General features: G+C 70.9%; 21 protein-coding genes, 1 tRNA gene and 2 pseudogenes. 11 read left to right on the top strand and 13 right to left on the bottom strand.

All coding sequences use genetic code 11. The features are described from left to right. The first annotated feature begins 712 nt into the window (after nucleotides 1-712). Nucleotides 713-2224 carry an MFS transporter gene (locus OG272_RS19950; protein ID WP_405894271.1) on the top strand — a complete coding sequence of 504 codons (1512 nt, stop codon included), beginning with the start codon at nucleotides 713-715 and terminating at the stop codon, nucleotides 2222-2224. A gap of 251 nt (nucleotides 2225-2475) precedes the next feature. Beyond that, a complete protein-coding gene (locus OG272_RS19955; RefSeq protein WP_328507019.1) occupies nucleotides 2476-3216 on the top strand; it encodes a dienelactone hydrolase family protein in 741 nt (246 codons plus the stop codon). 276 nt (nucleotides 3217-3492) lie between these two features. On the opposite strand, the gene OG272_RS19960 is transcribed toward OG272_RS19955, so the two are convergent. The 6 genes and pseudogenes from OG272_RS19960 to OG272_RS19985 form a co-directional block, all read right to left on the bottom strand. Further along, the gene (locus OG272_RS19960) at nucleotides 3493-4359 is read right to left on the bottom strand and encodes a catechol 1,2-dioxygenase (protein ID WP_326582300.1); all 867 of its coding nucleotides are present in this window, start codon (nucleotides 4357-4359) and stop codon (nucleotides 3493-3495) included. Between the two features lie 248 nt (nucleotides 4360-4607). Then, on the bottom strand, nucleotides 4608-5639 hold the full coding sequence (locus OG272_RS19965) for an LLM class flavin-dependent oxidoreductase (RefSeq protein ID WP_405894274.1): 1032 nt from the start codon (nucleotides 5637-5639) through the stop codon (nucleotides 4608-4610). Nucleotides 5640-5656: 17 nt separating this feature from the next. After that, nucleotides 5657-6295: an NAD(P)H-binding protein gene (locus tag OG272_RS19970; protein WP_328507017.1), complete on the bottom strand. Its 639-nt coding sequence runs from the start codon at nucleotides 6293-6295 to the stop codon at nucleotides 5657-5659. A gap of 212 nt (nucleotides 6296-6507) precedes the next feature. After that, on the bottom strand, nucleotides 6508-6879 hold the full coding sequence (locus OG272_RS19975; protein WP_326582297.1) for a DoxX family protein: 372 nt from the start codon (nucleotides 6877-6879) through the stop codon (nucleotides 6508-6510). Between the two features lie 349 nt (nucleotides 6880-7228). After that, nucleotides 7229-7687 (bottom strand): annotated as a pseudogene (locus tag OG272_RS19980) (SDR family NAD(P)-dependent oxidoreductase); the annotation flags it as partial. Nucleotides 7688-7750: 63 nt separating this feature from the next. Further along, nucleotides 7751-7978, bottom strand: coding sequence for a hypothetical protein (locus OG272_RS19985; protein WP_405894276.1), 228 nt, complete (start codon nucleotides 7976-7978; stop codon nucleotides 7751-7753). An 83-nt stretch (nucleotides 7979-8061) separates the two neighbouring features. On the opposite strand from OG272_RS19985, the gene OG272_RS19990 reads away from it, so the two are divergent. After that, entirely contained in the window at nucleotides 8062-8781 is a 720-nt protein-coding gene (locus OG272_RS19990; RefSeq protein WP_405894278.1) for a TetR/AcrR family transcriptional regulator, read from the top strand. A 237-nt stretch (nucleotides 8782-9018) separates the two neighbouring features. Here OG272_RS19990 and OG272_RS19995 read toward each other — a convergent pair. Together OG272_RS19995 and OG272_RS20000 are read right to left on the bottom strand one after the other, a co-directional pair. Continuing rightward, nucleotides 9019-9579 (bottom strand): annotated as a pseudogene (locus OG272_RS19995) (SDR family NAD(P)-dependent oxidoreductase); the annotation flags it as partial. After that, nucleotides 9572-10309, bottom strand: coding sequence for an NADP-dependent oxidoreductase (locus OG272_RS20000; protein WP_327729380.1), 738 nt, complete (start codon nucleotides 10307-10309; stop codon nucleotides 9572-9574). The gene OG272_RS20000 and the pseudogene OG272_RS19995, both read right to left, overlap by 8 nt. 345 nt (nucleotides 10310-10654) lie before the next feature. On the opposite strand from OG272_RS20000, the gene OG272_RS20005 reads away from it, so the two are divergent. After that, nucleotides 10655-11593 carry a helix-turn-helix transcriptional regulator gene (locus tag OG272_RS20005; protein WP_328223242.1) on the top strand — a complete coding sequence of 313 codons (939 nt, stop codon included), beginning with the start codon at nucleotides 10655-10657 and terminating at the stop codon, nucleotides 11591-11593. Between the two features lie 207 nt (nucleotides 11594-11800). Next, the gene (locus OG272_RS20010) at nucleotides 11801-12250 is read left to right on the top strand and encodes a hypothetical protein (protein WP_326582293.1); all 450 of its coding nucleotides are present in this window, start codon (nucleotides 11801-11803) and stop codon (nucleotides 12248-12250) included. Between the two features lie 370 nt (nucleotides 12251-12620). Here the strand turns inward: OG272_RS20010 and OG272_RS20015 are convergent, their stop codons facing one another. Next, nucleotides 12621-14015 (bottom strand): cystathionine beta-synthase, encoded by a 1395-nt coding sequence (locus OG272_RS20015; RefSeq protein WP_326582292.1) that lies wholly within the window; start codon nucleotides 14013-14015, stop codon nucleotides 12621-12623. A 160-nt stretch (nucleotides 14016-14175) separates the two neighbouring features. Here OG272_RS20015 and OG272_RS20020 point away from each other — a divergent pair, with 160 nt between their 5' ends. The 3 genes from OG272_RS20020 to OG272_RS20030 all read left to right on the top strand — a co-directional run bounded on the left by OG272_RS20020 (nucleotide 14176) and on the right by OG272_RS20030 (nucleotide 18076). After that, nucleotides 14176-15261 carry an SGNH/GDSL hydrolase family protein gene (locus OG272_RS20020; RefSeq protein ID WP_327729377.1) on the top strand — a complete coding sequence of 362 codons (1086 nt, stop codon included), beginning with the start codon at nucleotides 14176-14178 and terminating at the stop codon, nucleotides 15259-15261. A gap of 519 nt (nucleotides 15262-15780) precedes the next feature. After that, nucleotides 15781-16998 carry an acetyl-CoA C-acetyltransferase gene (locus OG272_RS20025; protein ID WP_326582290.1) on the top strand — a complete coding sequence of 406 codons (1218 nt, stop codon included), beginning with the start codon at nucleotides 15781-15783 and terminating at the stop codon, nucleotides 16996-16998. A gap of 295 nt (nucleotides 16999-17293) precedes the next feature. Beyond that, nucleotides 17294-18076 (top strand): hypothetical protein, encoded by a 783-nt coding sequence (locus OG272_RS20030; RefSeq protein ID WP_405896042.1) that lies wholly within the window; start codon nucleotides 17294-17296, stop codon nucleotides 18074-18076. Between the two features lie 168 nt (nucleotides 18077-18244). On the opposite strand, the gene OG272_RS20035 is transcribed toward OG272_RS20030, so the two are convergent. After that, nucleotides 18245-18556 carry a hypothetical protein gene (locus tag OG272_RS20035; protein WP_326582289.1) on the bottom strand — a complete coding sequence of 104 codons (312 nt, stop codon included), beginning with the start codon at nucleotides 18554-18556 and terminating at the stop codon, nucleotides 18245-18247. A 103-nt stretch (nucleotides 18557-18659) separates the two neighbouring features. Here OG272_RS20035 and OG272_RS20040 point away from each other — a divergent pair, with 103 nt between their 5' ends. After that, nucleotides 18660-18890: a DUF4287 domain-containing protein gene (locus OG272_RS20040; RefSeq protein WP_033524870.1), complete on the top strand. Its 231-nt coding sequence runs from the start codon at nucleotides 18660-18662 to the stop codon at nucleotides 18888-18890. 79 nt (nucleotides 18891-18969) lie between these two features. Here the strand turns inward: OG272_RS20040 and OG272_RS20045 are convergent, their stop codons facing one another. The 3 genes from OG272_RS20045 to OG272_RS20055 all read right to left on the bottom strand — a co-directional run bounded on the left by OG272_RS20045 (nucleotide 18970) and on the right by OG272_RS20055 (nucleotide 20676). Continuing rightward, entirely contained in the window at nucleotides 18970-19851 is an 882-nt protein-coding gene (locus OG272_RS20045; RefSeq protein ID WP_326582288.1) for a Bax inhibitor-1/YccA family protein, read from the bottom strand. 233 nt (nucleotides 19852-20084) lie between these two features. Further along, nucleotides 20085-20348, bottom strand: coding sequence for a hypothetical protein (locus tag OG272_RS20050; RefSeq protein WP_405894283.1), 264 nt, complete (start codon nucleotides 20346-20348; stop codon nucleotides 20085-20087). Between the two features lie 245 nt (nucleotides 20349-20593). After that, a tRNA-Leu gene (locus OG272_RS20055) sits at nucleotides 20594-20676 on the bottom strand. 496 nt (nucleotides 20677-21172) lie between these two features. Here OG272_RS20055 and OG272_RS20060 point away from each other — a divergent pair. Together OG272_RS20060 and OG272_RS20065 are read left to right on the top strand one after the other, a co-directional pair. Continuing rightward, entirely contained in the window at nucleotides 21173-21943 is a 771-nt protein-coding gene (locus OG272_RS20060) for an ABC transporter ATP-binding protein (RefSeq protein WP_326582286.1), read from the top strand. Nucleotides 21944-22038: 95 nt separating this feature from the next. Further along, entirely contained in the window at nucleotides 22039-24579 is a 2541-nt protein-coding gene (locus tag OG272_RS20065; protein WP_326582285.1) for an FtsX-like permease family protein, read from the top strand. Nucleotides 24580-24699: the final 120 nt, after the last annotated feature.

Below are 24699 nucleotides of genomic sequence, written 5' to 3' on the forward strand. Positions count from 1 at the left end.
CTCCTCAGCCCCCAGCAGACACCACATATTCAGACACCGAGAACTCTGCATGAGGCTATGCAGGCCGAGCAAGGGATACGGGGCACGAGATACCGGGTGAGTACCGGGTGAGGCCGGACGCCGCAGAGGAAAGTGACGGGCGGGCGAAGTCACGAACGCTGAAGACGTAGGGCGAGCACCCCTTCAACCGGAAACGCCGCCCGCCAAAGGCAACGGCGCGCACCCGGCGGGACGCCATCGCCTCCCAAGTGGCGCCGCTTCCCGGGCCGAGAGCGCGGATTCGGTTCCCGTCATCCGCTGCACGATGAAAGCCCAGGCCGGCGACCTGGGGTTTGTTCGCTTTCCAGGCCCGCCAACGCCTCGGCGGCGCCGGAAGATCCCCGGCAGGACGATCCGGAGGTTCGGCTCGGGCCGGGGGTAGCCCGGGCGCCGGCGCCCTGCCCCGCGCGGACCCTCGCTCACATCTTGCCGACGGGAATCTGGATAGAGCTATCCGATTGAAGTAGTCTCAAGTGGACCGACCGACCCACTTATGGCGGGGAGTCGTCGTTCACCCATGCCCCCACCGCCCCCGCCTGAGCGCTCCGCGGCCCTTGCCGGCCAGGTCCACTGCGGAGCGGAGCACCGGAGCGGAGCGGAGCGCACCGAGCGGAAGTGACCTGGTCCCCCCATCACAGCCGGGCCCGGGGTCCGGCCTCAAGGAAGTCGAGTCATGGCGCACACGGCACACTCTCCCGACAGAACACCGGTCGGCCGCAGCCTGGCGGTACTGGGCCTGGCGTCGCTGTCCTACGCGCTGGCGCAGACATCCATCGCACCGGCCCTGCCCGACATCGCCACCTCACTCCGCAGCAGCACCCAGGGCGTGACCTGGGCGTTCACCGGCTTCCTGGTGTCGGCCGCGGTACTGACGCCGGTGATCGGCCGGTTGGGCGACATGTTCGGCAGGCGGCGAATGCTCGTGGTCGCGCTGACCCTGTTCGCCGTGGGCGGGGCCATGGCCGCGCCGGCCGACAGTCTGGGCCTCGTGGTCGCCGGGCGGGTGGTGATGGGCGCGGGCGGCGGCATCCTCCCGCTGTGCTTCGGCATCATCCGCGACATCGTGCCCGAGGAGCGACGAGCCGGCGCCCTGGGACTCGTGTCGGCCGTCGTGGGCGTCGGCGGGGGCATCGGGCTCCTGATGGGCGGCTTGCTGGTCGATCACGCCTCGTACCGCTGGATCTTCTGGACCGGTACCGTGCTGGCGCTGCTGTCGGCCGTCGCCGTGTACACGCTGCTCCCCCGGTCGGTGAACCACACCCCGGGCCGGGTCGACCTGCCGGGCACCGTACTGCTGGCCGTCGGCATCAGCGCCCCGCTGATCGCCATCAGCCGAGCCGACGAGTGGGGCTGGAGCAGCGGCCCGGCCCTCGGACTGATCGCCGCCGGCCCGGTCGTCCTGGTCCTGCTGGTACTGGTGGAGCGCCGCACGGCCGAGCCGCTGATCGACATGGGTGTCCTGGGGCGAGGGCCGGTGCTGATGACCAACCTGGCGAGCCTGCTGGTCGGCTTCGGGCAGTTCGGAGTGTTCCTGCTGGTGCCCCAGCTGATCCAGGCGCCGACGGCGACCGGATACGGCTTCGGGGGCGACGCGACCCTGGCCGGACTGGTCATGCTGCCCGGCTCCCTGACGATGCTGGCCGCCGGCCCGCTCTCCGGCCTCCTCAGCGCCCGCCTCGGCGGCAGAACCTCCCTCGCCCTGGGCAGCCTGATCACCGGCACCGGTCTGCTTCTGCTCGCCGCGCATCATGACTCCCAGCACGCCGTACTGGGATTCACCACGCTCGCCTTCACCGGCGTCGGCATGTCGTTCGTCGCCATGCCGAACCTCATCGTCGACGCGGTCGAGCCCACGAGGACCGGAGAGGCGACCGGCATCAACGTCCTGGTGCGTGCGGTCGGTGCCTCGCTCGGCACGCAGGTCATCGCCGGTGTCCTCGCCGGCGGTTCCGGTGCCACCGGCGCCCAGCCGACAGCCCACGCCTACACCCTGTCCTTCGGCATCGCCGCCGCCGGCGCGCTGATCGCCGCCGCCGTGGCCCTCGTCATACCGCGGCCCCGCAACGGCCACCGGACGCCGGGCCGGCAGAAGGAGACCGGCCCTCCGGGCCACACCGAGGACGCACCCTCGACACCCCGGCCCGCGCCGGGGAAGGACTCGCGGAGTCCTTCCCCGGCCGACTGAGCACGCCGCGCCGTGGAACCCCGGGCGGCAGCGCGCGCCGTGACCCCCTGGTGTGACCCTCTTCGGATATCCGGTCCTCTATCCGGTCCGCTATCCGGTCCGCTATCCGGTCCGCTATCCGGTCCTCGCCGTCCGGGCGGCTGCCTGCCCACCGACGCCGGGCGTGGCCCGGCAGGCCGGTTTCACGCTCGGACGCATTCCCGGGGTCCGGTCCCTCGCCCTTTCCCCGCACCCCCGACTCGGAGAACACCATGCCTGCACCCACCCCGGTCGACCTGACCGAACTCAGCACGTCTCTCGGCGGTTCCCGTCGACTGCGCGGCCATCTCGCCCGCCCGGAGGGCATCGGCCCCTGGCCCGGTGTCGTCGTCGTCCACGAGGCCCTGGGGGTGGACGACGTCATGCTGCGGCAGACCGAGCGCCTCGCGCGGGCCGGATACCTGGCGCTGATGCCGGATCTGTTCGCCGACGGCGGCGCGCGCCGCTGCCTGGTACCGACGATGCGCGCCGCGACGTCGGGTCGTGGCCGCGCCTGGGCAGACCTGGAAGCCGCCCGGCAGACACTGGCCGAACACCCCGACTGCACCGGACGGGTCGGTGTCATCGGCTTCTGTATGGGCGGCAGCTTCGCCCTGGTCGCCGCAGGACGTGGCGCCTTCGACGCGGCCTCCGTCAACTACGGTCTGCTGCCCGAGGACGCCGAGCGCGCCCTCGCCGAGTCCTGCCCGGTGGTGGCCAGTTACGGCGGCCGTGACCGCATGCTCAAGGGAGCAGCGGCCAGGTTGGAGTCCGTCCTGGAAGGGGCCGGCGTACCGCACGACGTGAAGGAGTACCCGGGCGCCGGGCACTCCTTCCTCAACGACGCCGAGAACGCCCCGCGCCTGCTGCGCCCCCTCACCCGGATCGCAGGGATCGGGCCCGAACCGGAATCCGCCGCCGACGCCTGGCGCCGGATCGAGGAGTTCTTCGCCGAGCACCTGGCCGGCTCGTGACCACCTCGCGCGGAGGGCTGCCCCGGAGGCCCACACACCCCGTGGCCTGCAAGCCCTCGGGCAGGACGCCCGAGGGTGCGGTCCAGGACCGGCGCGGACAGCCGCCACGGCAGCCTGCCTGGTGTCCGAGCGCCGACGAGGACTGCGGTCAGCCGCGAGCCCGAACGCCTTCGGCGTGATCTCCGCCGTACCGCATCGCTCTGCCACGCCACGCCAGACGCCGTGCCCTGCTGACGCGTACGCCGCCGCTGGCCTGCGACGCTCAGACGGCTGACGTCACCGGGCGGGGCGCAGCACGTAGTCGTTGGTCATCGTGTAATAGGGCGCGTCCAGGCCGCGGGCCTTGAAGTCGTTCGGGTCGTCATGCAGTTCGGTCCGGAACACGGAGCCCTCGGGTGTCGAGCGGGGTTCCAGGGTGTGATGGACATTCGGGTCGCCGGAGAAGTGGGACTGTGTCGTCAGCGTGTGGAACCCGGCGGCGGTGACGATCGTATGGATGTGCAGCGGGCGGACGTCGACCCGCTCCAGCTTCCGGGCGAACCGCTGCAGCGGCCCGTCCTGGGGCAGGCCGAGGGTCTCGATGCCGGGCATGACCGTCCGGTACTCGAAGCGTCCCTCGTCGTCCGTGAGGATCTTGCCGCGCAGGTTGAACGGGGGCAGGCTCTCATCGAGCTCCAGGACCAGCGGCAGGAGCATCTCCGGGGTCAGGCCCGAGTAGTCGCCGGCGTTGTTGGTCATCCAGAGGTCGAGTTCGGCACCCGGGACCGGCTCGCCGCTCGTGGAGCGCACCTGTCCCGAGACGAGGAGCACCTCGCCGGGCTCGTCGGGACGCATGGGCAGCTCGTAGGGGCGCTCCAGGACCGGCGCGCCTGGCACATAAGCCGGCCCGACGGGAACCCACGGCGTCGCACCGTCCCTCTCCGGATTCGCGTACGTGCCGCCCTCTTTGGACGCCATCACGCCATACGCGAAGAAGTGGAAGATCGCGAGCGACAACTCGTCGGCGTCGGCGAACTCCTTGATCAACGCGAGGGCCTGCTGGAACTCCTCCTCAGTCACTCCATGCTTGACGATCAGGTCCGCCACCGTCGACTGGAAGTCGTCGAAGACGACCCGGAGCCTGGCGTTCTCCCATGTGCTCATCGGAGTCCTTCCTTGTGGGGGGGGTGGACAGCGGCCCGCAACGCTCCGCCATCCATAAATGGGTAGGGCGTTTCACTTGATGCTACATCAAGTGGTTCGACCGTTCCAGATATGGATCCGGCTGGGGGAGGGGCCTGGCCCTACATCGCGGACGGCGAACTCACGGGGGCGTGGTGGGCCCACCGACAGGCTTGGAGCGCCGCGCCGTTGACGCGCCGACACGCTGACCCGTACCGGCGCGGCGGCAGTTACAGTTCGGCGCGGATCTGGGGGAGCACTTTCGTGCCGAGGAGTTCGATGGCGCGCAGGAAGTCGCGCTGCGGCATACCGCCGACGTCCATCTGCAGGATCTGGCGGGTGTGACCGAGCAGCCCGTGCAGGTGGAGGATGCGGTCGGCGATCTCGTCGGGGCTGCCGACGAACACCATGCCGTCGGAGCCGTAGTTCGCGGCGCGGTCAGCTCGGGATGGGGACGGGCGGCCCAGTTCGGCGCTGCCTTCGGCCATCATGCGGTGCTCGTGTTCCAGGTACGTGGACCAGGCCTGGGCGGCGGACTCTGCGACGAATCCGTGTACGGCGACCGCGATGTCGGCCCGCTCGGCGGGGTGGCCGGCCTGGGCCCAGGCGGCGCGGTAGGCGTGCCCGTAGTGCGCCCAGTGCTCGGGGGTGCCGCCGAGGATGCCGAGGAACATCGGCAGCCCCGACTCGACGGCGCGGTGCACCGAGTCCGGGCTGCCGCCGGTGCCCAGCCAGATCTTCAGCGGCCCCTCGGGGCGGGGGAAGGCGGTGACACCCTCCAACGGCCGTGTGCGGTGGGGGCCGTTCCAGGTGACGTTCTCGCCGGCGTTGACCGCCGTCAGCAGGGCGAGTTTGGAGGCGTACAGCATGTCGTAGTCGTGCTCGTCGTGGTCGAACAGCGGGAACGTGATCGTGGATGATCCGCGTCCGGCGACGGCTTCGACGCGTCCGGGGGCGAGGGACGCGGCGGTCGCGAGCTGCTGGAACACCCGGATCGGGTCGTCGGTCGACAGGACGGTGACCGTGGTGCCGAGCTTGATCCGGTGGGTGGAGGCCGCGGCGGCGTTGATCACGGAGGTGGGCGAGGACAGGGGCATCGCCCGCGTGTGGTGTTCGCCCACCCCGAAGAAGTCCAGTCCCACCTCGTCGGCGAGCTTGATGGCCTCCAGCACGTCGCGGATGGCCTGGGCGGTGGGGCCGCGGCTGCCGTCCGCGAGGCGTGGGGTGTTGCCGAAGGAGTAGACGCCGAGTTCGAAGGTCATGGCGGATCGGTCCTGGGTCAGTTGCTGATGGCGGGCATGGCCCGCCGATAGCGGGTGTCGGTGAGCTGGGAGACGAGGAACGCGGCGATGTCGGCGCGGCTCATGGCGGAGCCGACCTTGTCGTGGCCGAGGAAGCCGGAGCGGATGCGGCCCGTGGCGGGCTTGTCCGTCGGGTTGGTGATGCGGGCGATCGTGTAGTCGAGGCCGGAGGAGGTGACGGCCTCGGTCATGCCCTTCAGCTCGGCCAGCGCGTTGGGGAACATCAGCCCGGCCGTGACGGGCAGCACCTTGTGCTTCCAGTGCGGCTTGTCCTTCGGGTCGGCGAGCGAGGGTGTGGCCAGGCCGATGAAGCGGGTCACCTTCTGCGCCTGCATGATCTGCACGACGGTGCGGGTTCCGTCGGTCACCTGGGTGCCGGTGGTGGACCGCTTCAGGGACGGGCCGAGCGCGCTGATGACCGCGTCGGCGCCGCCGACGGCCTGCTCGACGGCGTCGCAGTCGGACAACTGCCCGGTGACGAGCGCGAGTTGGGAGTGGGTGAGGGTGAGTTTCGCGGGGGTGCGGACCAGGGCGGTGACCTGGTGGCCGTCGTCCAGGAGCCGCTGGACGACGAGGCGGCCGATGGCACCGGTCGCGCCGAGGACGGTGACACGCATCAGGGGGATCCTTCGCGGTGGGGGCCAGAAGCCGTAAGGGGCGGCGGGAAGTCAGGAGCTGTAGGGGGCGGCGGGGAGTCAGAAGGCGCAGGGGGCGGCGGGGAGTCAGAGGCTGCAGGGGGCGGCGGGAAGTCAGGAGCTGCAGGGGGCGGCGGGAGTCAGAAGGCGCAGGGGGCGGCGGGGAGTCAGAAGCTGCAGGGGGCGGCGGGAAGTCAGAAGCTGTAGGGGCCGAAGCGTCCCCAGGCCACCAGGGCGGCCAGGATCAACAGGGCGGCGTTGAAGGCGATCGCGCCGGGTTCCTTGCGGCGGGCGTGGGTGATCGCGGCCAGCACCATCACCACGACCAGGCCGGTCGCGGCCAGCGGGGTCAGTACGGGGGCTATGCCGGTGGCCGCGGGCAGGATCAGCCCGAGGGCGGCGGCGAACTCCACGATGCCGATGAGGCGGACGGTGCCCTGGGAGAGGTCGGCCGCCCAGGGCAGCTTCTCGGCCAGCTTGTCCTTGGGCTGGGTGGACTTCATGACGCCCGCCATGGCGAACATGGCGGCGAGCAGGGCCTGCACGATCCACAGGAAGACGTTCACGTACGGATTCCTTACGGGGAGGGGGACCGGGTGGGGACGGGGACCGGGCGGGGAGGGGGACCGGGCGGGAACGGGGACCGGGCGGGAACGGGGACCGGGCGGGAACGGGGACCGGGCGGGGAGGGAGCGGATGCCCTGGCCCAGGAGCGGGGTGGACCGGCCGGTCAGGCGTTGAAGACGGCCTCGGGGCGGTCGCGGTGTTCGTACAGGTCCCAGTACAGGGGGCAATCCGCTCGGGCGTGGCGGTCGGGAAGCCCTCCGGGCCGCCCCCGCCGATCCACACGTTGATCGCCACGTGCGCGGCGTGCACACCGCTGCCGGCCAGCTCCTTGTTCAGGTTGATGACCCAGTTGCGCAGAGCGGCCCCGGCGGCGTTGACGTTGCCGAGCATGGGAAGGGGATCCACCGAACCGCCGCCAGTCGTGAACAGCAGGGTGCCGGCGCCGGCCTCGCGCATCGTGGGCAGCACCGCGTGGGTCGCGGCGACGGCGCCGTAGAAGACGTACTCGATCTGCGGCTGCAGGTCATCCACCGTGGCCTCCGACGGGGCGGCCAGGGTGAGGCCGGGCACCGGGGAGTGCGGGGCCGGCGAGTACTCCAGTACGTCGATGCCGCCGAAGCGGGCCTTCACTGCGTCCAGGGCGGCGGTCAGGGAGGGCCTGTCCAGGACGTCGGCGGTGAACGCGGCGGCGGTGATGCCTTCCTGGCGCAGCTGGTCGACGAGTGTCCGGAGCTTGTCCTTGGTGCGGGCGATCAGGGCGACGTCGAAGCCGCGGCTGCCGAAGGTGCGGGCGATGGCCAGGCCCATACCGGGGCCGGCGCCGACGATGGCAAGGGTGGGCACGGTCGTTCCTCTTCCGTTGGGCGTGGGTCAGGAGCAGGAGATGGCGATCTCGCCCGGGGTGCCGGTGCCGAAGGCGGCCGGTACCCGCAGCGCGCCGGAGGCGACCTGCTCGGCCAGGGAGGCCAGGATCCGGGCGTCTGGGTCTGGGTCTGGGTCTGGGTCTGGGTCTGGGTCTGGGTCGGCCATGATGGTGTGGCCGGTGACGTCCTGGCCCTTGTCGTCGTCCTGAGGCAGGCCGGCGGAAGACCCCTCCATAAGTGGTACGACCTTCCCGGTTCATCCGTTGCCCAGCGTACAACAGAATCGGGCCGCCCGGCCCACTTAGATAGAATGGGTGAATGACCTCCGCACCGTCCGACCAGACCTCGGACCAGCAGCCCGACACGAGACTGCGCGCCGACGCCGAACGCAACCGCGACCTCATCCTGGCCGCCGCCCGCCGCCTCTACGCCACCGAAGGGCTGGGGGTCTCCATGGCCTCCGTCGCCCGCGAGGCCGGAGTCGGCAAAGCCACGCTCGGCCGGCGCTTCGCCACCCGGGAGGAGCTCATCAACGCGGTCTTCGCCGACCGCATGGACGCCTACGCCGACGCTGTCGCCGAGGCACTCGCCGACCCCGACCCCTGGCACGGCTTCACCGGCTACATCCACGCCGTCTGCGCCATGCAGGCCGCCGACCGCGGCTTCGCCGACGTCCTGACCATGACCTTCCCCACCGCAAAAGCGCTGGAGGCCCGCCGCTCCGAGTCGTACAACGGGTTCCTCGAACTCATCGCCCGCGCCCGCGGCACCGGACACCTCCGCGAGGACTTCGTCCCGGAAGACCTCGTCATCCTGCAAATGGCCAACGCCGGCGTCATCGCCGCCACGGGCGACGCCGCCCCCGACACCTGGCATCGTCTCGTCGGCCACATGATCCGCTCCTACGCCACCTCCGGGGCACCGATCCCCCCGCTGCCCGAAGCCCCGGCGCCCACCACCCTCTACCGCGCCATGGTCCGCCTCGCCCGAACGGGCCCGGGTGCCGCGGCCAACGCCATCGAACCCGACGCCCACTGACGCCGCCGGACCAGCCCTCGTGGACCGCGCCCACCACGACAGGCGCCGCCCCGCACCACGAGTGCGCCGACGCATCCCGGCTCTGGAACGGGACGGCGCCCAAGTCGGTGGACGCGGGACCGCGGTGTTGCTGCCGCCTGGCTGTGGACCGCGGCCTCTCGGGAGGATCGGGCAGAGGAGCCCGCAGACGTCGAGAACGCGGCACCGCTCGTCGACCCGGTGACAGACCACGCCGGGACTGATGGCGTTGACCCGGATGCGTCGCTCGCGCAGCTCGTTGGCCCAGGTACGGGCCATGGACTGCTGGGCGGCCTTCATGGCGGCGTAGGCCCCGAGACCGGGGCTGCCCCGCTCCCCCTCGATGGAGCTCACCAGGACGATCGATCCGCCCTCCGGCATCAACGGCAACGCCTTCTGAACGGTGAACGCCACGCCTCGCAGGTTGAGGGCGTAGGACGCGTCGAGCTCTTCGCCCGTGTAGCTGTCGATGGTGCCGAATGACGGTGCGCCCGCGTTGGCGACCACCACGTCCACCTGTCCGTCGCGCTCGGCGAGCGTGGCGTAGAGCCGGTCGAGATCGTCGTTGACGGTCACGTCGGCGCGGACCGCGACCGCGGCAGGACCCAGCCGGGCGACCGCGGCGTCGAGCTCGGGCTGCCGGCGGCCGACCAGGTAGACGGTGGCGCCCTCGGCGACGAAACGTTCGGCGGCGCCGAGTCCCAGGCCGGTGGCGCCCCCGGTGACGACCACCGTGCGCCCCTCGAATCGCTTCTTCGCGACCGGGCTCGTCTCACTCATGGTCGGGGACCAGGACGATCCGGCCGCGGAGCCCGCCCTCGGCGAGTGCCTGGTGGGCCTGCGCGATCTGCTCCAGCGGATAGGTTCTGGCCACCCGCAGGCTGATCAGGCCGGCGCCCGCGTAGGCCGCCAGTTTGGCCAGGCGCTCCGCGTCGGTGTGCCACGCCATGTTGGTCATGCGCACCTGGCGACGCGCCATGGGCGCGGAGTTGAGCAGCGACACGAACGCACCGCCGTGCCGCACGGCGTCCGCCGCCCCGGCGGCCAGGTTGGCCGCGTCGACCGCGCCGTCCACACCGCCGGGCACCAGTCGGCGCACCGTGGGCACCAGGTCGTCGTCGCGCGAGACGAAAAGCTGCGCTCCGGCCTCCAGGACGAGCTTCTCGTCGGCCGGTCCGGCCTGGGCGATCACGCGCAGGCCGCGCAGCCGCGCGAGTTCCACCGTGAAGAGTCCCACCCCGCCGGCGGCGCCCGACACCAGCAGCCACTGACCCGGCTCCAGGGCCAGCGCGTCCAGCGCCTGGTCGGCGGTGGTGGCGTTCAGCCCGACCGTGGCCAGGTGCACCAGGTCTGTTCCACTCGGCGCGGGGGCGAGTTCCCCGTCTTCCAGTACGACGTACTGGGCCTGCGTGCCCAACGGGCGGTCCAGTCGCTCCTGAGTACCAAGGACGGCGTCCCCGACGGCGAACCTGGTGACACCCTCGCCGAGCGCGGCGACCGTGCCGGCCACATCCGTGCCGAGGCCGAACTGCGCGCGCCGCGGTCGCGCCGTACTGGACGTTGAGCCCCATGCGCACCATGACGTCGGCGAAGTTGACCGTGGCGCCGGCCACCTTGACCAGGACCTCTCCGGGCCCCGGTTCGGGTGTCGCCACGTCGATGATCTCGATCGCCTCGGGGCCGCCGGCCTCTCGAACTACTGCTGCACGTATCTGTCCTGTCTTCCTCTCCACGCCTCCCCGATGGAAGTCGCAGGTCCGACGGTGGCCTGCCGGTGAGGTTCGAGGAAGGTCCGCTCCTACCTGGGTCCAGCAGGGCCAGGCAGGGCTGCCGTGACCGGCGTAGCGTCGATCGGGTGGAGACGACCATCGGTGGGTTCCTGCGCACCCGACGCGAGCGCATCACGCCCGAACAGGCGGGGCTGCCCCCCACTCTCACCCGGCGGCGGGTACCGGGGCTGCGACGCGAGGAGGTCGCCCTGCTCGCCGGCATCAGCCCCGACTACTACCAACGCCTGGAGCAGGGGCGTACCGCACACGTCTCCGACCAGGTACTCCATGCCGTCGCGCAGGCACTCTCCCTCTCCGACGTCGAGACCGAACACCTGCGCAACCTGGTTCGCTCCAGCCGAGCCGGCGCCGGGGCGAGAGCCACGCAACGGGTATCGGGAGCCGTACCCGACGAGCCGCTGGTGCGGCTGCTGGAAGCCATGGGGGACACGCCCGCCGTGCTCCTCGGCGCCCGCCTCGACATCGTGGCGGCCAACGCCGCGGCCGAGGCCGTGTTCGCGGTGAGCCGCATGCCCCAGCCCCGCAACGCGGCACGCGAGCTCTTCCTGCACCCCGAGGCCCGAGCCCGGTACTCGAACTGGGAGGCCATCGCCACCGAGACCGTGGCCCAGCTGCGCCTGCTCACCGGGCGCCGCCCCGACGACGCCAAGCTGGCCGCGCTGGTCGGTGAGCTTGCCATCCGCAGCGAGCCGTTTCGGCGGCTGTGGGCGACCGGTGACGTACGGGAGAAGCGGCTGGGCGTCGCCCGTATCGTGCACCCGCTCGTCGGCGCGCTCGAGTTCGACTACCACGTGCTGACCGTGCCCGCACGTCCCGACCGCTCACTGCTCACCTACCTGCCGCGGCCCGGCTCACCGACGGCCGAGGCCCTCGGGATGCTGCTGAGCTGGGTCGCCGAGGGACCCGACACGGCCGGTCAGGAGGTTCCCGCCGCAACACCGGAGTCCGACGGATCGGAGGCTGACGGGGAGGCGAGCTCGGCAACCGCCTCTGCGTCCTTGTAATAGACGTCGATGTGGTGGATGCGTCCGTCGTCGGCAAAGCGATAGAGCTCGACGTCACCGCTGATCGACCACTGCCCGGTCGTTCGCAACCGGGCGAGCGCAACGGCCGGGACGACCGGGCGGGCACCGCGGCCGGGGGAAGCCGGTGCGCGAACAGGGGGGCTAACCCCAGTGCCAGGCGGCCACCGGCTCCCTACCGTGAACAGCATGACCGGTATGGATGCCCGTGACGCACAGCTCGGGGACACGGAGCTGAAGAAGGAACTCGCCGCCACCCTGCACGCCCGCAGAGAGCTGGGCGAGGACTACGAGTCCGCGCTCGTCGACTCCTTCCTGGAGAAGGTCGACCAGCGCATCGACGGCGCGGTGGACCGGCGGGTCCGGCGTCAGGTCGCCGAGCAGCAGATGGTGGTGGCCCGGGGCAGCCGCTCCCCCGACAAGTCCACGGACACCTGGGGCGAACGCTACGGCTTCGGCGTCGTCTCCCTCGTCGTCGCCATCCCGCTCTCCGGCATCGGCGGAGGTGTGGCCGAGCTCCCCGGCCTGTTCGTGACCTGGGCGGGCATCGTGGGCGTGAACGTGGCGTGGGCCCTGCGGGGTTCACCGACCCTGGGGCGACGCCGGGGCAAGGGCGGGGACTCGGACTGGACAGAGTGACCCCGGCGAGGTTCCCGGAAGAAGCAGAGGAAATATGCGCGGGGACCGCCGCACCCCCGTGTGACGGGGGGCGGGACGACGGCGGTCCCCGCGAGGGACGCGGGCCGGGTCAGGACCGGGCTTACGCGTCCTTGGCGTCCATGGAGGTCCGGGAGCCGCTCCGGAGGTCCTTGGCGCCGTTTTGGTTGTCGGCCGGGGCGGGGAGCCGCTCCCGCCCTGCCGACACCCACTAATGTGCCGGACCCGTGTTAAGCGGGTGCTGCGCGGACGTGACGCGCTCGTACCACTTCTGCGAAGTCAAACCCCCGAGCCGGGCAAATCTTCGACGCGAAGGGCCCTTTGCGGCTCTTTTGTCACCGAAGCGGGCGCTTTACTGCCCGGCACCGCCCTTGGCGAGGAACGCGAGCAGGTCCTGCCGGCTGACGACACCCGTCGGCTTGCCCTCGACGAGCACGATCGCCGCGTCCGCCCTGCCGAGCACGGACATCAGGTCACCGACCGGCTCACCGGAGCCGACCTGCGGCAGCGGCGCCGACATGTGCTTCTCCAGCGGGTCGTCGAGCGAGGCGCGCTGGGTGAACAGGGCGTCCAGCAGCTCCCGTTCGACGACGGAGCCGACGACCTCGGCGGCCATGACGTCCGGGTGTCCGGCGCCCGGCTTCACGATCGGCATCTGCGAGACGCCGTACTCGCGGAGCACCTCGATCGCCTGACCGACCGTCTCGTCCGGGTGCATGTGGACGAGGGAGGGGATGGCGCCGTGCACCTTGTGGCTGAGGACGTCGCCGACGCGCGCGCTGGGCCCCTCGTCCTCCAGGAAGCCGTAGTCGGCCATCCACTCGTCGTTGAAGATCTTGCTGAGGTAGCCGCGCCCGCTGTCGGGCAGCAGTACGACGACCACGTCGTCCGGGCCGAGCCGCTCGGCGACCTTCAGCGCGGCGACCACGGCCATCCCGCAGGAGCCGCCGACCAGCAGGCCCTCCTCCTTGGCCAGCCGACGGGTCATCTGGAAGGAGTCCTTGTCGGACACGGCGACGATCTCGTCGGCGACGGTCCGGTCGTAGGCGGTCGGCCAGAAGTCCTCGCCGACGCCCTCGACGAGGTACGGCCGCCCGGAGCCGCCGGAGTACACGGACCCCTCGGGGTCGGCACCGATGACCTGGACGCGACCGTCACTGGCGTCCTTCAGGTAGCGGCCGGTGCCGGAGATGGTCCCGCCGGTCCCCACGCCGGCCACGAAGTGCGTGATCCGCCCGTCCGTCTGCTCCCACAGCTCAGGGCCGGTCGAGTGGTAGTGGGAGAGCGGGTTGTTGGGGTTGGAGTACTGGTCCGGCTTCCAGGCGCCGGGCGTCTCGCGGACCAGCCGGTCGGACACGTTGTAGTACGAGTCCGGGTGCTCGGGGTCGACGGCCGTCGGGCAGACGACGACCTCGGCCCCGTAGGCCCGAAGCACGTTGATCTTGTCGGTGCTCACCTTGTCGGGGCACACGAAGATGCACTTGTACCCCTTCTGCTGGGCCACGATGGCCAGCCCCACGCCCGTGTTTCCGCTGGTGGGCTCGACGATCGTGCCGCCGGGCAGCAGCTCGCCGCTCTTCTCCGCCGCCTCGATCATGCGCAGGGCGATGCGGTCCTTCACGGAGCCGCCGGGATTGAAGTATTCGACCTTGGCCAGGACGGTCGCCTGGATGCCCTCGGTCACGCTGTTGAGCCTCAGTAGCGGGGTGTTGCCGACGAGGCTGATCATCGAGTCGTGGAATCGCACCGTTGTCTCCGGAGCCGCAAAAAAAGGGATGTCGTGATGTTCCGCCAGCCTAAGCCCCGCCCTCACTCTTCCTCTCCCTGTTCACCTGCCGTCGGGATTGGCCGAGGGCCGGTACGGGGCAATGAGTGGGTGTACGGGTACGAGGAGGTGGCGGCGACGGATGTCGAGCATGTCTAGGGCGAGGGTGGCCCGGCGCATCGCGGCGGGTGCGGCGTACGGCGGTGGTGGCATCGGGCTGGTCGGTGCGGCTGCCATGGGTGTGCTGCTGGCCGAGGTACGGATGGCCAAGCGGGTCGTGGGCAACGGGCACAGCCCGCATCCGCCGAGCGCCGAGGGCCTGTACGGACGCGCGTACGGCAGCCGGTACGGCCGCCCGTACAGCTCGTACGGCAACGCGTACGACGCCCCCGACGATCCCCCGCTCCGGCTCGTCATGCTCGGCGACTCCACGGCCGCCGGTCAGGGTGTCACCCGGTCCCGGCAGACCCCGGGCGCCCTCATCGCCGCGGGGCTCGCGGCGGTGGCCGAGCGCCCGGTGCGGCTGCGCAACGTCGCGCTGCCGGGCGCCCAGTCGGACGACCTCGACCGGCAGGTGGCCCTGGTCCTGGAGGACCCGGCCCAGGTCCCCGACGTCTGCGTGATCATGATCGGCGCGAACGACGTGACCCACCGGATGCCTCCGACCCGCTCGGTCCGTCACCTCTCCGCGGCCGTGCGGCGGCTGCGGACCGCCGGGGCCGAGGTGGTGGTGGGCACCTGTCCCGACCTCGGCACGATCGAGCCCGTGCAACAACCGTTGCGCTGGCTCGCCCGCCGGGCCTCACGGCAACTGGCGGCCGCCCAGACGATCGGAACCGTCGAACAGGGCGGCCGCACCGTGTCGCTGGGCGACCTCCTCGGCCCCGAGTTCGAGCAGAACCCCCGCGAGCTGTTCGGCCCCGACAACTACCACCCCTCCGCGGAGGGGTACGCGACAGCGGCGATGGCCGTCCTGCCGACGGTGTGCGCGGCGCTGGGCCTGTGGCCGGCGGAGGAGGAGCGGCCGGACGTCAGCCGCCGCGAGGGGTTCCTGCCGGTGGCCCGCGCCGCCGCCGAGGCCGCGTCCGAGGCCGGCACCGAGGTGACGGCCGCGATGCCTACGGGGCCGCGTGGGCCTTGGGCTCTGCTGAAGAGGCGGCGTCGGCGTCGGGTGCCGGTGCCGGACCCGGCCCCCAGCGCCGCCGCGGAGGCGCAGCCGGGCGCCTAGTGACTCGGGAGTACCTGTGCGTTGGCGACCGCGGGCCCGGTGGGGGCTGGTCGCGCAGTTCCCCGCGCCCCTGAAAGACCAGGCCCCTACGGGCCTGGAAGACGACGGACCGGTAGGTCTGGCAGACGACGGCCGCGAGGCCTGGCAGACGACGGGCCGGTAGGTCTGGCAACGTCGGCCAGAGGCCTGGAAGGCGACGGGCCGGGAGGCCTGGCAGACGACGGACCGGTGGGCCTGCAAGCCGACGGCCGGGAGGCCTGGCAGACGACGGACCGGTGGGCCGAAAAGCATGGGGCGCAGCCCCTGCTTTTCAGGGGCGCGGGGAACTGCGCGACCAGCCCCCACCGGCCCCGCACCCGCCACACCACCCGCACCCCCGAGTCATGAGGCGCTCCCACCAAAAAGCAAGCGCTTAGAAAAGTGCGGCCGGAGTCACACCCGCCATACCGTGACCCTGACCATACGTACGGGTAACTTCCCCCACAGCCCTGCTTTCCGTCGCATGCCAATGGAGCCGTGATGCCCGAAGCCGTGATCGTCTCAGCCGCCCGCTCCCCCATCGGCCGCGCTTTCAAGGGCTCGCTGAAGGACCTGCGCCCCGACGACCTGACCGCCACGATCGTCGGGGCCGCCCTCGCGAAGGTCCCCGAGCTGGACCCGAGGGACATCGACGACCTGATGCTCGGCTGCGGCCTCCCCGGCGGCGAGCAGGGCCACAACCTGGGCCGTATCGTCGCCGTCCAGCTGGGCATGGACCACCTGCCGGGCTGCACGGTCACCCGTTACTGTTCCTCCTCGCTGCAGACGTCCCGCATGGCCCTGCACGCCATCAAGGCCGGCGAGGGCGATGTCTTCATCTCGGCCGGTGTGGAGGTCGTCAGCAGCACCGCGCGCGGCACGAGCGACATCCCCACCGCCCGCAACCCCCTCTTCGCCGACGCCGAGGCCCGCACGGAGGCCGTCTCCAAGTCGGTGGGCGCCTCCTGGCACGACCCGCGCGAGGACGGCCTGCTCCCCGACCCCTACATCGCGATGGGGCAGACCGCCGAGAACCTGGCCCGCCAGTGGGGCGTGACCCGGCAGGACATGGACGAGTTCGGTGTCCGCTCGCAGAACCTCGCCGAGGAAGCCATCAAGAAGGGCTTCTGGGAGCGCGAGATCACCCCCGTGACGCTGCCCGACGGCACGGTCGTCGCCAAGGACGACGGTCCGCGCGCGGGCGTCACCCTGGAGGCCGTGCAGGGCCTGAAGCCGGTCTTCCGCGAGGACGGCCTGGTCACCGCCGGCAACTGCTGCCCGCTGAACGACGGCGCCGCCGCCCTCGTGATCATGTCCGACACGAAGGCCCGCGAGCTGGGTCTGACCCCGCTCGCCCGGATCGTCTCGACGGGCGTCTCCGGCCTCTCCCCCGAGATCATGGGCTACGGCCCCGTCGAGGCGTCGAAGCAGGCCCTGTCCCGCGCGGGCCTCACCGTCGACGACATCGACCTGTTCGAGATCAACGAGGCCTTCGCCGCCCAGGTGATCCCCTCATACCGCGACCTGGACATCCCGCTGGACAAGCTGAACGTGAACGGCGGCGCCATCGCCGTCGGCCACCCCTTCGGCATGACCGGCGCCCGCATCACCGGCACGCTCATCAATTCCCTCCAGTTCCACGACAAGCAGTTCGGCCTGGAGACGATGTGCGTCGGCGGCGGCCAGGGCATGGCGATGGTCATCGAGCGCCTCAGCTGACCGAGCACACCCGCGCGGAGCCGTGACCGTACGGACGCGCACCGTGATGCTGTGGCCCGGAGTCCCGGATTCTGCGGGGCTCCGGGCCGTTTTGTGATCCAATCTCCCCCAGGATGTGACCTATCTCCCGCCGGAGAGCGATTTACGCAGCTCAGAGCCGTTTCACCACCAAACATCGGGACCAGATTCCTGCCCGTTTCGTGACGTTACGCACTGACAGCTGGTTAGTCCGCCCTTCAAGCTGATGTAGGAAGTCGGGGGTCGACTTTGAACCGGGAGTACGTCAGTGAGCGCCATGCCGATCGCCTTGCTGCTCGCCACGGCCGCCACCGCCGCCGTGGGCGTCGCCGTCCTGCGCACCCTCTCGGGGCTGCGCCGACAGGTCGCCGCCTTGCGCACCGAGCTGGCCGAGAGCCGGGCCGCCGGGCCGCGCGCCCTGGTACCGGCCGCCCGTCCGGCCTCCGACACGGAGGAGATACGCGCCGCCGTCGCCGAGGCGCTCGCCGAGGAGCGGGAGCGTGAGCTGGCCGAGGCGCGGGCGTTCTGGGCCGCCCAGGAGTCCCGTGACGTCTCGGACACGCCGTCCCTGCTGGGACTGCCCGACAGTGAGCTGTTCCTGCCCCGGCAGTCCGATTTCGCGGGTCTGGAGCACCTGGAGCCGGTGATCGAGCCGAGCCTGGAGGGCGACGAGTTCGCCGGGGAGTCCGCGGAGCTGGCAGCGGCCCGCCGCCGTCACCCCTCGCACCCCGATTTCGTGCCGGTGCAGTCACCTGTCACCAACGACCACGAGCGCACGGTCGCCTGCCTGGAGGACCTCGCCGCGTCCCGCACCGAGCTGACCGACGTCCGCCCGGGCCCCCTCGGCACCCTCGACGTCTACGTCTTCGCCGACGGCACCACCCTGTGCATGACCCCCGGCCACCGCGAAACCGCCGAACGCCTCGCCGGCGCCCTCCACGCCGGCGACACCCCCGTCCTCCTCGGCGGCTCGGGCATCTCCGGCGCCTACACCCTCACGTTCCAGTGCGGCGACGACATGGTCTACATCCTGGCGGACAGGGTGATCGCGTCACTGTAGGGCCGTGAGCCGCAGGCCGTGTGCCGCAGGGCCATGTGCCGCAGGCCGTTCTCGACTGCCGATGAAGGGCAGCCGCGCCCTTCGGGGGCGCGGGGAATCGCCCGATCAGCCGCCACGCACCCGCAGCCGCCCGATCACCACGCTCCCCGAGCTCATGGGCACCCGATCTCAGACCGCGGCCCTCCGCTGAGCCTCCTCCACCAGCCCCACAGCCTCCGCCAGCTCCCCCTCGTCGCCCAGAACCAGCGCGAGATCGTTTCCGGCGACCGTAACCTGATCAGCCGCCGCGAACATCCCCACGTCCGGCATCTCGTGCAGAGGCCCTTCCGGGGACTCCAGCCGCTGGGCACGCAGTGCCAACTCCCTGGCCAGGGCCAGCGCCTCCGCGGCGGCGCCCCGCTGCAGCCGGCTCTGTGGAGCCGCCCGCAACCGGTCGGCGAAATGGTCCACGGCACGGGTCAACGGCGTCGTATCAAGCACGCCGCGAGCGTACGCGCCCCTACCGGACTGTTGCCAACAGGCCGCCACTCAGGCAACGTGACCTGAAGGACCGGCTTACATTCCCTTTCGTCCGGAGGCGCCGATGTCCCAAGTCTTCTCTGAGGAGACCCATCGCAACCTGCTCGCCCGCATCCCCCATTGCACCGGTCGTGAAGTCTCCGACTGGATCCGCAAAGTCGACGAAGGCCCCGCTCTCTTCAACTTCGAGGAGAAGGTCAGCTGGCTCCGGCACGAGTACGACCTCGCGTACGGCCACGCCAAAGCGATCATTCACGAGTACGACCTGAGGAGGGCCGCGCGGAAGCTCCGCTGAAGCCGCCGGAAACTACGAAGGGCCCCCGAACCTCGCGGTTCGGGGGCCCTTCAACGGTTGGGCGGTCAAGCCCCCGCTTCTAGTCGTCGCCGCTGAAGATGGCGACCAGGCGGAGCATCTCGACGTAGATCCACACGAGGGTCATGGTCAGGCCGAACGCGGCCAGCCAGGCCTCCTCGCGCGGGGCGCCGTAGGCGATGCCGTCCTGGATCTGCTTGAAGTCGAGGGTCAGGAAGAACGCGCCGAGCAGGATCGCGAGGATGCCGACGACCGCGCCGAGCGGGCCCATGCTGCGCAGTCCGCCGTCGGGGGCGAGCCCGAAGACGACGAGGAGCAGGTTGACCGCCATCACGAGGATGAAGGCGATCGCGATGGTCATGCCGATGCGGGCGTACCGCGCGGTGACCCGGATCCAGCCGGCCTTGTAGACCAGGAGGGTGGCGCCGGAGACGGCCATGGTGCCGAGCACCGCCTGGAAGGGCGCGCCGCTCCACTGCGTGTTGAACATCTCGCTGAGCACGCCGAGGAAGACACCCTCGAAGGCCGCGTACGTCAGGATCAGCGCGGGCGAGGCCTTGCGCTTGAAGGACTGCACCATCGCCAGGACGAACGCGATGAGCGCGGCGCCGATGGCCAGGCCGTAGCTCGTGGGCGACACCGGCAGAAGGGCCCAGGCGAGGACCGCGCCGACGACGACCGTGCCGAGCGTCATGGCCGAGCGCATGACGACGTCGTCCATGGTCATGGCGCCCGTGCGGGCCGGGGCCTGCGGCGGGACGCCCTGCTGCACGTCCTGTTGGGCGTACGGGTTCGTCGCGTACGGGTTGCCACCCTGCTGGGCGTAGGGGTTGCCCTGGGTGCCGACAGCTGCTCCCCCGGCCTGCGGCGCGGTGTTGAAGCCCGCGTGGCCGTTGTCGCGGCTGAACCCCCGTCGCGAGAAGACCGGGTTGCTGCTCCTCATTTCACTCCTCCATGGCCACCCATCGTGGCCTTGGCTCAAGAGTAATAGGTAGGCAAAGGATTGACTCTACTGCTTGGGGAGGATCTTTCCCTGCCTTGTCATCGAACACGCTACGCGTCTCCGTGATTCCCCCGCCCCACACCCCTCAACCCATGACCAACCCGGTACAAGCCCGCGATCCCCCGGAGATCAACCACCACCCTCACCCCGTCAGCCGATCCCGCTCCCAGGGGTCAGGAGGTGGCGTCTCCGCCCTGCGGACCGTCGCTCCGATACCGGCCGGGCTCGATGTCCTGCCCGACGATGAAGGTGCCGTCGCCGGGGAACTCGTCGGCCGTGGGTTTCTTCGCGGCCCCGGCACGGGTGCCACTCGGCGTGGAAGCCGCCTCGGGCACCGTCGCGCCCGTCGGCGTCGCGGTGACCGTCGCCGTCGGCCGGGCGGCGCCACCGCCCTTCGAGTCTTCTCCGACGGCGAGACCGATCGCCGCGCCGATCACGATCCCGAGCGAGGCCGCGCCGCCGTGAGTCAGGAGTCTTCTCCATGGCGACGGGGGCCGGCCGGACGGCGTGGTGGACGAAGAGGCCCACTGCGGCCCGCGGGGCTGCCTCAGTGGGCCTCCCGGGGGTCCCGAAGGAGTGCCGGGGGGTCATGGAGACAGCGTGCGCTCGGGGAGTGCGGGGCGCATGTCGCACTGGGCGGTCTGTAGGGGGGTGGGGGGAAATGTTCAGGGTTGATCGGAGGTGCCCGGAACCGGACTTGAACCGGTACGCCCGCGAGGGGCAGCGAGGTTTAAGCTCGCCGTGTCTGCATTCCACCATCCGGGCAGGCCATGGGCTCCGCGCTGAGCTTTAGAGCCTATCGGGACGCTTCCCCCGAACAGTCGACGAGCGGACCGATGTTGTCTTATTTTATTGACGTCTGAGGGTGCATCAGCCCACGGAACACGCCATCCGCACTTGCCAATAGCCTTTCGGACGCCTCGCCCGGGCGTATGCGGAATGACGGAATTTCACCGCCCGAACGAGCGGCCGCACCGAGTACGCACGTGGTGACGCGGTGACTCGTGTCGGTCATGGCGTCCCGCAGAGCCCTCGCGGCTCGCCCCCCGTCATACCCAGGTATGACGCGACGCCCGTCCGTCCGTCAGAAGTCTGCCCCCGGAACCAGAACAGCGGCTGACTACACGGCGCCCCTCGGTCGCGACGATGGAGGCATCCACGAAACGAACGACCTCCGGCATGCCCCTCGCCACGTCCGGGCGCGCCTCCGGCCGTTCCTCGAACACCCCAAACGCCGTCGTCCCGACAGGAGTTCCCACCCGTGACCACCACTCCCCTCGCCGACCGGGCCACCACCGTGGCCGCCCGCGCCACGGAACTCTCGAAGGTCTACGGACAGGGCGAGACCCGGGTGGTCGCGCTGGACCAGGTCTCCGTCGACTTCCGGCAGGCCCAGTTCACCGCGATCATGGGCCCCTCGGGGTCCGGGAAGTCCACGCTGATGCACTGCGTCGCGGGCCTGGACACCTTCTCGGCCGGCTCCGTCCGCATCGGCGAGACCGAGTTGGGCTCCCTGAAGGACAAGCAGCTCACCAAGCTCCGCCGGGACAAGATCGGCTTCATCTTCCAGGCGTTCAACCTGCTGCCGACGCTGACGGCGCTGGAGAACATCACCCTCCCGATGGACATCGCGGGCCGCAGGCCGGACAAGCAGTGGCTGGACACCGTGATCCGGATGGTGGGCCTGGCCGACCGGCTGAGCCACCGGCCCGCCCAGCTCTCCGGCGGCCAGCAGCAGCGCGTGGCCGTGGCGCGGGCGCTCGCCTCGCGGCCGGACATCATCTTCGGGGACGAGCCGACCGGAAACCTCGACTCGCGTTCGGGCGCCGAGGTGCTGGGCTTCCTGCGCAACTCCGTACGGGAGTTGGGGCAGACCGTGGTGATGGTGACGCACGACCCGGTGGCCGCGGCGTACGCGGACCGGGTCGTCTTCCTCGCCGACGGACGCATCGTGGACGAGATCCACGAGCCCACGGCCGACTCCGTCCTGGACCGCATGAAGAGGTTCGACACCAAGGGCCGTACGAGTTAGGGGAGTTCGCGGAGTTCGCTGCGGAGTTCGCCCGGCAGACAGCGCTCGACCACCCACCACCGCCACCCCTCCGACCCCTGACAGGGACCCCACACATGTTCCGTACCGCCCTGCGCAACGTGCTCTCGCACAAGGCCAGGCTTCTCATGACCGTGCTCGCGGTGATGCTCGGCGTCGCCTTCGTGTCGGGCACGCTGGTCTTCACGAACACCGTCTCGGACGCGCTCCAGAAGAGCTCGGCCAAGGGCTTCGACCACGTGGACGTCGCGATCGGGGCGGGGTACCGCCCGGACGAGGGCGACAGCGTCGCGGAGCAGCCGAAGCTGACGCCGGAACTGCTCAAGAAGGTCGAGCGGGCGCCCGGCGCCGAGTCGGCGATCGGTGTGGTGAGCGGGTTCACCGCCCTCGCCGACAAGGACGGCAAGCTCATCGGCGGCGGCTTCCAGTCGCAGGGCGGGAACCTCTGGGGCACGGACGACCCGCGGTACCCGATCCAGGACGGCGGCCGGGCGCCCAAGGGCGCGAACGAGATCGCCATCGACTCGCAGACCGCCGAGCGCGCCGGGTACGAGGTGGGCGACACCATCCGTCTCTCCGTCGACGGGCCGGTCCTCACACCCACCATCAGCGGGATCTTCACGACGGACGACGGCAACGTCGCGGCGGGCGGCAGCCTCGCCCTCTTCGACACGCCGACCGCGCAGAAGCTCTTCCACAGGGAGGGCGAGTACGACGAGATCGACGTGACCGCGGCGGCCGGGACCAGCCAGGCCCAGCTCCAGACGGCCATCGACAAGCTCCTCCCCGAGGACACCGCCTACACCACCACCGGCCAGGAGCTCGCCGACGACCAGGCCACGCAGATCGCCGCGGAGATGAGCGGCCTGAAGAACGCGCTGCTGGTCTTCGCCGGGATCGCCCTGTTCGTGGGCACGTTCATCATCACCAACACCTTCACGATGCTGGTCGCCCAGCGCACCAAGGAACTGGCCCTGCTGCGCGCGGTCGGTGCCTCCCGCCGCCAGGTGACCCGGTCCGTGCTGATCGAGGCGTTCGTCGTGGGTGCGGTCGCCGCGGTCACCGGTCTCGCCGCCGGTGTCGGCATCGGCGCCGGGATGCGGGCCCTGATCAGCACCCTCGGTGAGACGGTCCCCGACGGCCCGCTGGTGGTCTCCCCCGGCACGGTCGCCACCGCCCTGCTCGTCGGCGTACTCATCACCATGGTGGCCGCCTGGCTGCCGGGCCGCCGCGCGGCGAGGATCCCGCCGGTCGCCGCGATGAGCAGCGTCCACGCGAAGGCGACGACCAAGTCGCTCGTCGTACGGAACACGATCGGCGGGCTGTTCGCCGGCACGGGCGTCGCCACCGTCCTGTACGCCACCACGATGGACGGCTCGGACGGCCAGGCCCCGATGGGTATCGGCGCCGTGCTGCTGATCATCGGCGTCTTCGTCCTCACCCCCCTCCTCTCCCGCCCCCTGATCGCGGGCGCCGCCCCGCTCATGCGCGTCTTCGGGATCTCCGGCAAGCTCGCCCGGCAGAACTCCGTCCGCAACCCGCGCCGCACCGCCGCGACCGCCTCGGCGCTGATGATCGGCCTGACGCTGATCACCGGTATGACGGTGATGGCGGGCAGCCTGCAGCAGTCCATCGCCAGGATGGCCGCCGACGCGATCAAGGCGGACTACGTCGTCTCGATGGCCAACGGCAACTTCCTCTCCCCCGACGTGGAGAAGAAGCTCTCCACCACCGAGGGCGTCACCGCCGTCTCGCCGCTGCGCAACGCCGAGTCCCGCATCGGGGGCGAGACCGAGTACCTCACCGGGGTCAACGGCTCGGCGATCGGAAAGCTGACCGACCTCCCCGTCGACAACGGGACGTTCAAGGTGAGCGGCTCGGACGTCGTCGTGGACGCGGACACCGCCGAGCGGCGCGGCTGGAAGGCCGGTTCGGAGTTCACGGCCGGGTTCCGGGGCGGTGAGAAGGAGAAGCTGACGGTCGCCGGGGTCTACGAGAGCAACGAGCTGATCCGGGGCATCCTCCTGGACAACGCGACGCTCACCGAGCGGCTGCCGGCCGCCGCCGACCCGGCCGACATGATGGTCATGGTCAAGACCTCGGCCGGCGCCTCCGACGCCACCAAGGACCGGCTGGAGAAGACGCTCGGCGAGAACCCGGCGATCAAGGTGCAGAGCGGGCAGGACCTCTCCGACGACATCGCGAAGATGTTCACGCTGATGCTGAACATGCTCTACGGCCTGCTGGCCATGGCCGTGATCGTCGCCGTCCTCGGGGTCATCAACACCCTCGCCATGTCGGTCTTCGAGCGCTCGCAGGAGATCGGCATGCTCCGCGCGATCGGACTGGACCGGCGGGGCATCAAGCGGATGGTCCGTCTGGAGTCCCTCGTCATCTCCCTCTTCGGCGGTGTCCTCGGCATCGGCCTCGGCGTCTTCTTCGGCTGGGCCGCCGGCGAACTGATCGCCAGCAGGATGCCCACGTACGAACTGGTCATTCCCTGGGCCCGGATGGCCGTCTTCCTCCTGCTGGCCGCCACGGTCGGCATCCTGGCCGCGCTGTGGCCGGCCCGCCGCGCGGCGAAGCTGAACATGCTGGCGGCGATCAAGTCGGAGTAGCCGCGCGGGAGGCGTGACAGCAGACGGGCGGGCCCCCGTTCCGCAAGGGAACGGGGGCCCGCCCACGTCCGTGTGCACGGTGCCGCACGAGAGCCCCTCACGCCCGCGTGCGGCCCCGGT

It is taken from the genome of Streptomyces sp. NBC_00104, assembly GCF_045160825.1.
Taxonomy (GTDB): domain Bacteria; phylum Actinomycetota; class Actinomycetes; order Streptomycetales; family Streptomycetaceae; genus Streptomyces.